This window comes from Brevundimonas diminuta ATCC 11568, assembly GCF_000204035.1.
Taxonomy (GTDB): Bacteria; Pseudomonadota; Alphaproteobacteria; order Caulobacterales; family Caulobacteraceae; genus Brevundimonas; species Brevundimonas diminuta.
Genome location: NZ_GL883086.1, coordinates 1,343,454 through 1,353,756, shown reverse-complemented (window position 1 = coordinate 1,353,756; position 10,303 = coordinate 1,343,454). Strand labels below are relative to the sequence as shown.

General features: G+C 68.1%; 7 protein-coding genes. All 7 read right to left on the bottom strand.

Features of this window, described 5'->3' with window-relative positions:
- Positions 1-198 precede the first annotated feature (198 nt).
- The gene (locus BDIM_RS10435) at positions 199-1,803 is read right to left on the bottom strand and encodes a M28 family peptidase (protein WP_040346844.1); all 1,605 of its coding nucleotides are present in this window, start codon (positions 1,801-1,803) and stop codon (positions 199-201) included.
- A gap of 105 nt (positions 1,804-1,908) precedes the next feature.
- A complete protein-coding gene (locus BDIM_RS10430) occupies positions 1,909-3,558 on the bottom strand; it encodes a M28 family metallopeptidase (RefSeq protein WP_003165560.1) in 1,650 nt (549 codons plus the stop codon).
- A 109-nt stretch (positions 3,559-3,667) separates the two neighbouring features.
- A complete protein-coding gene (locus tag BDIM_RS10425; RefSeq protein WP_040345730.1) occupies positions 3,668-4,939 on the bottom strand; it encodes an O-acetylhomoserine aminocarboxypropyltransferase/cysteine synthase family protein in 1,272 nt (423 codons plus the stop codon).
- A gap of 129 nt (positions 4,940-5,068) precedes the next feature.
- The gene (ychF, locus tag BDIM_RS10420) at positions 5,069-6,166 is read right to left on the bottom strand and encodes a redox-regulated ATPase YchF (protein ID WP_003165559.1); all 1,098 of its coding nucleotides are present in this window, start codon (positions 6,164-6,166) and stop codon (positions 5,069-5,071) included.
- 73 nt (positions 6,167-6,239) lie between these two features.
- Complete coding sequence (locus BDIM_RS10415) at positions 6,240-6,734, bottom strand: copper chaperone PCu(A)C (RefSeq protein WP_003165558.1); 495 nt, start codon at positions 6,732-6,734, stop codon at positions 6,240-6,242.
- A 14-nt stretch (positions 6,735-6,748) separates the two neighbouring features.
- Positions 6,749-8,119, bottom strand: coding sequence for a PepSY-associated TM helix domain-containing protein (locus BDIM_RS10410; RefSeq protein ID WP_003165557.1), 1,371 nt, complete (start codon positions 8,117-8,119; stop codon positions 6,749-6,751).
- Positions 8,119-10,188, bottom strand: a complete 2,070-nt coding sequence (locus tag BDIM_RS10405; protein WP_040345728.1) for a TonB-dependent receptor family protein — start codon at positions 10,186-10,188, stop codon at positions 8,119-8,121. The genes BDIM_RS10410 and BDIM_RS10405 overlap by 1 nt, the downstream gene beginning before the upstream one ends.
- Positions 10,189-10,303 lie beyond the last annotated feature (115 nt).

Here is a 10,303-nt window from a genome sequence, read left to right as displayed (position 1 = left end):
GGGCGCTGGGGCGGGGGCGCCGAGGTTCCCGGCCCCTGTATGGGGTGGGCGGGCTCGGTGGGCGGGTTGACCTGTCCCGGCGGGTCGCAGGCCGCCAGCAGGGTCGCCAGCACGACGAAGAAGAGAGGCGAAGGGCGCTTCATTTCCGTCTCAACGTGCGGGCGGGCGAGGGCGTTGCCGCCCTTGCCTTTTGATGCGTCAACGCCGGGCCGCCGCGCTGCGGTCGCGGACCTGACCGAACTCGGAGGTCGGCTTCCAGCTCGGCCATTCGTCGCCGTTGGCCAGGTCCAGGCCCAGGCGATAGAGCAGGGTCAGGTTCTCGACCGCCGAGCGCAGATCCCAGCTGGCCGACCACTCGTCGCTGGGGCGATGATAGTCGGCGCCGAACTTGGCTTTCCAGGCGGCCAGGCCCGCCTCGCGGCCGCCCTCAACCCAATCCACCCCGTGCCAGGGCATCAGGGCCGGCACGCCCGCGCGGGCGAAGGGGAAGTGGTCGGAGCGGTAGTAGAAATTCTGCTCCGGCTGGCCGTCGTCGGAGACGTAGCGGCCTTCCTGTTCGGCCAGGGCCTGAAGGTCGTCCTCGAGGCTGTTCTGGCCCTTGCCGAAGATGGGCACGTCTCGAGTCGGGCCGCTGAGGGGCAGCATGTCGATGTTGATGTCGGCCACCGTCGTCTCCAGCGGATAGACCGGATCGGCGACATAGGCGTAGGCGCCCAGCAGGCCCATCTCCTCGGCCGCCATATGGGCGAAGACGAGGGTGCGCTTCGGCGTTGGGGCGGCCTTCAGCTGGCGCGCCATCTCGACCACGCCGATGGTGCCCGAGGCGTTGTCCCAGGCGCCGTTGAACACCTTGTCGTCGCCCGCTGCGTGTTCATTGACGCCGACATGGTCCCAGTGGGCGGAATAGATGACGACCTCGTTCGGGCGTTCCGTTCCGGTGATGCGCGCCAGAAGGTTGTGGGTGCGCAGGATTTCGACCGATTCCTCGGCCGAGGCGGTGATCCGCGTCTCCAGCGGGAAGGCGCGGAAGTCGCCGGTTTCGAGGCGGGGCTTCAGCGACGCCAAGTCCACGCCCATTTCGGCGGCGACGTCGCGGTTGACGGCGCCGCTGAGGGTCAGCTCGGCCGAGCCGGGCGTCAGGGTGCGGGTGCGGTTCGCCCCTGATGTCTCGCGTCGCCAGGCGGCCGAGCCTGCGTCGCCGTCGACGAGGGTCAGAACCGCCACGGCGCCGCGCCGCTTGGCCTCGTCAGCCTTGTAGGCTGCGGACTGGTAGGTGGTGGCGTAGGGGCCGTTGAACAGTTCGCCGTCGGGCTCGCCCGCCACGACCAGGACGACCGCCCCGGTCACGTCCAGATCGCCGTAGTCGTCCCAGCCCCGCTCGGGCGCATGGATGCCGTAGCCCGCGAAGACGACGGGGGCGTCGATCACCTGGCCCACGGCCGCATCGTTCATCGCCCGCAGGGTGAAGTCGGTCCCGGCGATCAGGGCGCGGCCGCCGGACGTGGCGCTGGCCCAGGCCAGGGCCGCTTCGCCCCTGGGCGTCAGGCGCTTCAGGTCGATGACCTGCAGCCATTGGCCGTTCGGACCGCCGGGCTCCAGCCCCATGGCCTCATACTGGGCCTGCAGCCAATCCAGCGTCTTCTTCTCGCCCTCCGTGCCGGGGTAGCGGCCCTGGAAGTCGTCGGCGCTGATGACGCGGATGTCGTCGGACAGGCGCTGGGCTGAAAAGTCCTGGGCCGAGGCGGCGCCCGCGACGAGGATCAGCGCGGCGGCGGCGACGCCGCGAATGAAGCGATGGTGCATGGCGTTTCCTTCGACCTTCCCCACGAGGCCGTTTCCCATAGTCTTAGGGCGGCCCCTTGCGAGGCCGCCCCTTACATTTTCGTCATGTTCGACCGAAGGGCCGGATCAGCGGCGCTGAGCGGCGCTCTTGGCGCGTTCCGGGCCGAACTCCGAGCCGGACTTCCATTCCGGCCAGGTGCGGCTGTTGGCCAGATCCTGACCGACCTTGAACATGACATCCAGATCCTGAAGCATGCCCGAGTAGTCCCAATCGGCCTCCCATTCGTCCGCCGCCTGGTGATAGCGGTTGGCGCGATAGTCGGCGGCGCGCGCCAGGCGCGGCTCGATCGGCGCGTCGACGAACTCGCCCGTCGAGGACAGATAGGCCATCGGCACGCCTTTCTTGGCGAGCGGGAAGTGGTCGGAGCGGAAGTAGATGCCCGCCGCGGCGCCGGCGTCGCCGACGAAGCCGCGTCCCTGCGCCGCCGCCGCCGCGATCACCGGCTCGTCCAGTTCGGAATGGCCGTAGCCGGTCACGCCCAGCTTGTTCATCCGGCCGAAGACGGCGGAGGAGTCGATGTTGAAGCCGCCGACGGTCTTCTCCAGCGGATACAGCGGGTTGGCGGCGTAGAATTCCGAACCCAGCAGGCCGCTTTCTTCGCCGGTGAAGCTGATCATGACGATGGTGCGCTCGGGCTGCGGTCCGGCCGACCATTGGCGCGACATTTCCAGCAGGGCCGCCGTGCCCGAGGCGTTGTCGATGGCGCCGTTGAAGATGCGGTCGCCGTTGGCGTCCGGCTCGCCCATGCCGATGTGGTCCCAGTGACCGGTGTAGAGGATGGTCTCGTCCGGATGGGTCGAGCCTTCCAGCTTGGCCACGACGTTGTGGGTGACGATGCGCTCAGACTTCACATCCATGCGGGCGTCGAGGGTCGCGCCGGTCAGCTCGACCGGCTGGAAGTCGCGGCTGCGCGCCTTGATCTTCTCCTGCTCGAAGTCGAGGCCCGCGCGGCGGAACAGATCGACGGCCAGATCGCGCTGGATCCAGCCTTCCATCGCCACGCGCTCGGCCGACGGATCGGCGCGCACGATGTCGAACTGCGGCACGCCCCAGGAGTTGGCGACCGTGGTCCAGCCGTAGGAGGCGGGCTTGGTCTCATGCACGATCAGCACGCCCGCCGCGCCTTGGCGCGCGGCTTCCTCGAACTTGTAGGTCCAGCGGCCGTAATAGGTCATGGCCTCGCCGCCGAAGGTGTTCAGCGACGGGTCTTCGAAGTCGGCGTCGTTGACCAGGACGACGATGACCTTGCCGCGCACGTCGGTCTTGAAGTCGTTCCACTGACGCTCGGGCGCGCTGATGCCGTAACCGACGAAGACCAGCGGCGCGTCCTTCAGGTCGACGCCGTTGCTGGGCAGGCGGGTCGTCATGGTGACTTCCTGGCCCTGCGTCAGCGACTGGCTCCAGTCGCCCAGCTTTAGCTGGCCCGAGATGTTGGAGACGGTGAAGCGGTTCAGGCCGACCGCCTGGGTCCAGCCGCCGTTCTCGCCGCCCGGCGCGAAGCCGGCGGCCGCATACTGGCGGCTCAGGTAGTCGATGACCTTCTGCTCGGCCGGGGTGGCGATGCCGCGCCCCTCGAAGCTGTCGTCCGACAGGACGCGGATGTCCTCGGAAATGCGCGCGGCGTCGAAGGCGGGCGCGGTCTGGGCCTGAGCGGCGGCGCCGCCGGCCAGGGCCGCGGCGAACGCCAGGACGGCGACGGAAGATGAAATACGCATACAGTCTCACCCCTCGGAGAATTCGATGGCGGGACCGTAGTGAGCCGGATCGGCGGAGTCGACAGCCAAGCGCCGCGTCAGCGGCGCCTGGCTGGGACAGGTCGAAAAATCAGACGGCGGCCAGCGCCTGATCCAGATCGGCGATCAGGTCGTCGATGTGTTCGATGCCGACCGACAGGCGCACGGTGTCTTCGGTGACGCCCGCCTTCTTCAGCTCGTCAGGCGACAGTTGGCGGTGGGTGGTTGAGGCCGGGTGGCAGACCAGCGACTTGGCGTCGCCGATGTTGACCAGACGGGTGAAGATATTCACCGCGTCCTGGAAGCGGGCGCCCGCCTCGCGGCCGCCCTTCACGCCGAAAGTCAGAAGGCCGGACGCCTTGCCACCGAAATACTTCTTGATCAGCGGGTTGGACGGATGGTCTTCCAGCCCGGCGTAGTTGACCCATTCCACCTTGGGGTGGGCCTTCAGCCACTGGGCGACGGCGGTCGCGTTCTCGACGTGGCGGTCCATGCGCAGGGCCAGCGTCTCAAGCCCCTGAAGGATCAGGAAGCTGTTGAACGGCGAGATGGCCGCGCCCGTGTTGCGCAGCAGGACGGTGCGCACCCGGCCGATGAAGGCCGCCGGGCCAAGCGCCTCGGTGTAGACGACGCCGTGGTAGCTGACTTCCGGCTCGTTCAGGCGGCGGAAGCGCGCCTTGTGCTCGGCCCAGGGGAAGTTGCCGCTGTCCACGATGGCGCCGCCGATGCTGGTGCCGTGGCCGCCGATGTATTTGGTCAGGGAGTGGATGACGATGTCCGCCCCATGCTCGATCGGGCGGGTCAGGTAGGGGGTCGGCACGGTGTTGTCGACGATCAGCGGCAGGCCTTGCGCGTGCGCCGCGTCGGCCAGGGCGCCGAAGTCGACGACATTGCCCAGCGGGTTGCCGATGGATTCGCAGAAGACCGCCTTGGTGCGCTCATCCGTATGGGCGGCGATGGCGGCCGGGTCGGCGGCGTCGATGAAGCGCACCGTGACGCCGTACTGGGGCAGGGTGTGGGCGAACAGATTATAGGTGCCGCCATACAGGGTCGAGGTGGCGATAATGTTGTCGCCCGCCTCCGCGATGGTCAGGATCGCATAGGTGATCGCCGCCTGACCCGAGGCCACGGTCAGCGCCGCAATCCCGCCCTCCAGCGCCGCGATGCGCTGTTCCAGCACGTCGGACGTCGGGTTCATGATGCGGGTGTAGATGTTGCCCGCCACCTTCAGGTCGAACAGATCCGCCCCGTGCTGGGTGTCGTCGAAGGCGTAGCTGGTGGTCTGATAGATGGGCACGGCGACCGATTTGGTGGTCGGATCAGGCGAATAGCCCGCATGCACGGCGAGGGTATCGAACTTCATGGCGTCCCTGGAGAATTTTCAGCGTCAGTCGGCTGATTCATTCAGGGCTTTGGCGATACCTGCAAGGGTATGGAATTTCAGTAATTCTATTAGGGCGGTCAGATTTTCTAACCGCCCTGAGAAAGCGCCCTAGTTGTTGAACAGGAAATGCATCACATCCCCGTCCTTGACGACGTAGGCCTTGCCTTCGGCGCGCATCTTGCCCGCTTCCTTGGCGCCCGCTTCGCCCTTCAGCGCGACATAGTCGTCGAAGGCGATGGTTTCGCCGCGGATGAAGCCCTTTTCGAAGTCGGTGTGGATCACGCCCGCCGCTTGCGGCGCGGTGGCGCCGACGGGGATGGTCCAGGCGCGCGCTTCCTTCGGCCCGACGGTGAAGTAGGTCTGCAGGCCCAGCAGCTTGTAGGCCTCGCGGATCAGGCGGTTCAGGCCGGGCTCTTCCAGGCCCAGGGTCTCGAGGAACTCCTTTTGTTCCTCGTCGTCCAGGACGGCGATCTCCGACTCGATCTGGGCCGAGATGACCACTGAGTTGGCGTTGTCCTCGGCGGCGCGTTTGGCGACCAGATCGGACAGCTCATTGCCCTTGTCGGCAGAGCCTTCCTCGACGTTGGCGACGTAGAGGGCGGGCAGGGCGGTCAGCAGCTGCAGCATGTCCCAGGCCTTCTTGTCCTCCTTGGACACCTCGGCCAGGCGCGCGGGCTTGCCGTCGCGCAGCTTCTCGAGCGCGGCGTCGATCAGCTTCAGGTTCAGCTGGGATTCCTTGTCGCCGCCCTTGGCGCGCTTCTCGATCTGGACGCGGCGGCGCTCAAGGCTCTCGAGGTCGGCCAGCATCAGCTCGGTCTCGATGATCTCGAGGTCCGAGATCGGGTCGATGCGGTTCTCGACGTGGGTGATGTCGTCATCGACGAAACAGCGGGCGACGAAGGCGATGGCGTCGCAGTCGCGGATGTTGGCCAGGAACTGGTTGCCCAGGCCCTCGCCCTTGGATGCGCCGCGCACCAGACCGGCGATGTCCACGAAGGTGATCCGCGAGGGGATGATCTCCTTGGAACCGGCGATGCCGGCCAGGACGTTCAGGCGCGGCTCCGGCACGGCCACGTCGCCGGTGTTCGGCTCGATGGTGCAGAACGGATAGTTGGCCGCTTGGGCCGCCGCCGTCTTGGTCAGGGCGTTGAACAGGGTGGACTTGCCGACGTTGGGCAGGCCGACGATCGCGACTTTCAGGGCCATGGTATTCCTCGTGAGCGCGAGCCTTTAGCCGGTTCGGGCCGGTTTGTCAGGCTCGCGCCGTCAAGAGAGCTTCCTACTCTTCGGAATCCACCACCGGCGGCTGCTTGATGGCCGCGTGGACGCCGATAGGACCGGCCTTCTCGAACGTCAGGGTGAAGGAGGCGACGCCGCCGTCGACCAGAGGATCGCGCAGGCCCATCAGCATGATGTGATTGCCGCCGGGCTTCAGCTCGACCGGGGTTCCGGCGGGCAGGGGCAGGCCGTCGGCCAGGTGAGCCATGCTCATGACCCCGTTCTCCATCTTCATCTCATGCACCTCGGCCGACTGGGCCAGGGCCGTCGAGACGCTGACCAGACGGTCGTCGGAGCCTGCCGTCAGGGTCAGGTAGCAGCCCCCGGCCTTGGCGCCGTTGGGGGTGGGGCGGCACCAGGCGTCGGCGACCTGGACCACGCCGGGGGCGACGGCGGCGTCCTTGGCGGCCTCGGCCGACTTTTCGGCGGGCTGGCCGCAGGCGGCGAGGGTGAGGGCGGCGGCCGACAGGACGGTCAGGGCGAACAGAGGTTTCATGTTGAAGCTCCTTCTCAAGAGGCTGCGACGGGCTTGGACCCGGCGAACGCCCGCGCCGCTCGGTCGAGCAGCAGGGCGGCCACGAGGCTCAGTCCCGTCAAGGGATAGAGGATGGACAGGGGGATGACGATGCACAGCACGGCGATTCTCGCGCGGGGGCCGGGCGGCGCGGGCGGGGCGCCGGCAAGGCGGCGCGATAGGCTGGACGGGCGGCGCTTCCACCACATGATCAGGCCGCTGATCGCCAGCAGCCAGACGGCGATGCAGCCGATCAGCATGACGATGCGGTTGATCCAGCCGTATTGCGTTCCCTGATGGACGGCGATGCCCCATTCGAAGCCCTTGGCCATGACGCCGAACTGGCTCCAGCGCAGGTCGGCCTTCACCGCCCCGGTGGCGCCATCGACATAGAGGCTGCGGGCGTCCTCGGTCTTGCGGGTCTGGCGGGAGACGGTCCAGGCCAGGTCGGAGGATCGGGGGATGCTGACGGTGAAGGGGCGGGGCAGGCCCTGTTCACGCGCGGTTTCGAGAACGCGCGACAGGCTGGCGACGCCGTGGCCATGCGCGGGCAGGACGGCGTTTTCCAGCGTCCAGCCCACGCCCGCCGGGGCGTCGTGGAGCTTGGCGTGGCTCCAGGGGCTGGCGGCGGCGGGCGCGGGCGGGCGGCCCAGCCCTGTGTCGCGCATGACGCCCATGAAGCGATCGCCCCAGACGGCCGACCACGGCATCCCGGTGACTGCGAGGAAGATGATCACTCCGCCCACATAGAAGCCTGTCAGGGCGTGAACGTCGCGCCAGAAGGGGCGGCGTCCGGCGTCCGTCTCACGCGGCCTCAGCACGGCGCCGGCGCGGCGGCGAGGCCACCACAGGTAAAGGCCGGTGGCGCACAGGATGATGGCCCAACCCGCGACGATCTCGACCAGAATGTTCAGCGCCGTTCCGATCGGGCCGCCGAACAGACTGAGGGAGTGCAGCTTCTTGATCGTCTCGGTCACGCCGCCATAGGCGGTGACGCCGGTGACCGTGGCGGTGTGCGGATCGACGAAGACGGTGCGCTGGGCGCCGTCGGACCTGTCGACGTGGACGCGCACGGCCTGATCGGCGCGGTCAGGCACCAGCACGTTCGCCGCCCGGCCTTCGCCTGCGCGGGCGGCGGCGGCCAGCCACTGATCAGGATCTGCTTGCTGGGCGCTGGCCGGAACCTGGATCATGGAGCGATAGACGGCGTGGTCGATCTCGTCCTTGAATAGATAGAGGCCGCCCGTCAGCGTCAGCAGCATCAGGAACGGCATGACCAGCACCCCGGCGTAGAAGTGCCAGCGCCAGACGGCCCGATAGGCGCCGGACATCATGTCCGGCGCCTTGGTCTTGGGAGAGGCGGTCATCAGTAGACCAGCCGCAGGCCGACGAAGACCGAACGGCCCTCGCCGGGGAAGAAGACGGCCGTCTGCGACGAGCGAGCGTCGGTCACGGCCGAGAACTCGCCGACGTAACGCTTGTCGGTCAGGTTGCGCGCGTCGATGTAGACCGAGGTGCGGGCGTTGATGTTGAAGCCGCCGGTCAGTCCCAGCACGGCGTAGTCCGGCGCCTTCATGGTATTGGCGTAGTCGACGTAGGGGCTGGACATCCGCCACTCGACCGAGGGGGTGACGAAGACGCCCGTCGGATGGCGCCAGGCCAGCTCGGCCCGGTACTGGTGCTCAGGCACGACCGGCAGGCGGTTGTCGCCCCAGCGCGCATCGCCGTCGAAGCGGAAGTCGCTCCAGTTATAGACCTGACGCAGCATCATCGACCCGTCCGCCAGTTCGACCGGCAGGGTCCAGTCCAGCCCGGCCTCGATTCCCTGATGGATCGTCTTCTTGGCGTTGAAGGTGGCGGCGGGGATGTCGGGGCCGGTGATGAAGTTCAGCATCTCGCCCTCGATCCGGCTGCGGTAGGCGACCAGATCCCAGGCCAGAGGGCCATGACGGCCGCGCGTGCCGATCTCGCCGGTCCAGGCGTCCTGAACCTCGACCGGGGTGAAGCCGGTCAGCGGCGCCTGCACCAGGGCGCCATAGGTCGGCGGCTCGACCGAGCGGGTCAGGTTGGCGAACACCTGGGCGCCATTCTCGGCTTCCCACAACAGGCCCATGCGTGGCGAGAACCACTCGTAGTCGCGGCTGGCGTCATTGGCCGGGGTCATGCGGTCCAGATAGTCGCGCGTGGCGCGTCCCCATGAGCCGCCCACGACCAGCGCCAGTTGGTCGGTGACGAACAGCCGCCCCTCGGCGAAGACGTCCAGCCCAGAGGCGTCCTGACGCGCATCGGCGGTCTTGGCGCCGCGCTGACCCGCCAGGTTCACATAGCGCAGGGCCTCGACCTCTCCCTCGCGCCACGAGAAGCCGTAGAAGGCGTCGGCGCGCAGGTCGCCGATCTGGCCGGTCCAGTCGATGCGGGCGAAGGCGCCGCGCGTCGTGCTGTCCTGATCCATCACCTGGAAGATCGGGTGATACAGCGACTTCTCCCAACCCCAGACGGCGCCCTCGAACAAGGTGGATTCATTGAAGCGCCAGCGGGTCTGAAGCGTCAGCCGCTTGACCGTCAGGTCGCGGGCCTGATCGCCGGACAGGGCGCTGGCTGAGGCCATGCGTGGGGTGTTCAGCGCCTGTTTCAACGTCAGGGAGCCGGGCATGTCCTGTTTGATGTCGGCGGCTTGGGCGATCAGGCGCACCTCGCGGTCCTCGCCGAAGGAACGGCCCGCATTGACGGTCAGGCGGGCCTGTGACTGCTGGCTGTGGTCGCGCCAGCCGTCGCCTTGCATGGCGGTGGCGGCGGCGTAGACGTCCCAGTCGCCATAGGTCTCGGCGACGGCGCCGTGAGCGCGCACGAAGCCGTTGCTGCCGCCCTCGACCTGCATCAGGGCGCGCTGGCGGGCCGTGCGGCCGGTCGGGGTGACTAGGTTGATCGCCCCGCCCAACTGGGCCCCGCCGAAGCGCAGGGTGTTGGCGCCCTTCCACACCTCGACATAGCGGGCGCTGAGGGAATCCACGCTCTGGAAGTCGGAAAAGCCGTCGGCGTCGGCGAAGGGCACGCCGTCCTGGGCGAACAGGACGCCGCGCTGGTGGAAGCCCTGGGCGATGCCCGAGCCGCGAATGGACAGGCGGCTTTCCTCGCCGAACCGCTTTTGCGCCAGCACGCCGGGGACGTTGCGCAGGGTGTCGGAGAAGCCCTGCACGAAGCGGTCGGAATAGCTTTCGGCTGACACCACGGCGACGGCGCCGGGGGTGCGGCTGAGACGGTTGCGGGCCTCGGCCACAACGGTCGGGTCTTCGGCGTTGCGCCGGCCGGTGACGATGATGCTGTCGACGACGGTGGGGCTGTCAGCCTCCGACAGGTCGTAGGCATGGGCGAGGGACGGCGCCAGGCAGGCGCCGATGAGCAGGGCGCACGGCGCCGCAGCGGTCTTGAGAGACATGGAATTCGTATCCTGAAAACAGATGTGCGGCCGCGCAGGGCCTTCAGCAGGCGCGCGGCGTCGATGGGTCTGGTTTTCAGGCTTGAGGCGGGGCGCGCGACGGCGGGCGCGGCGG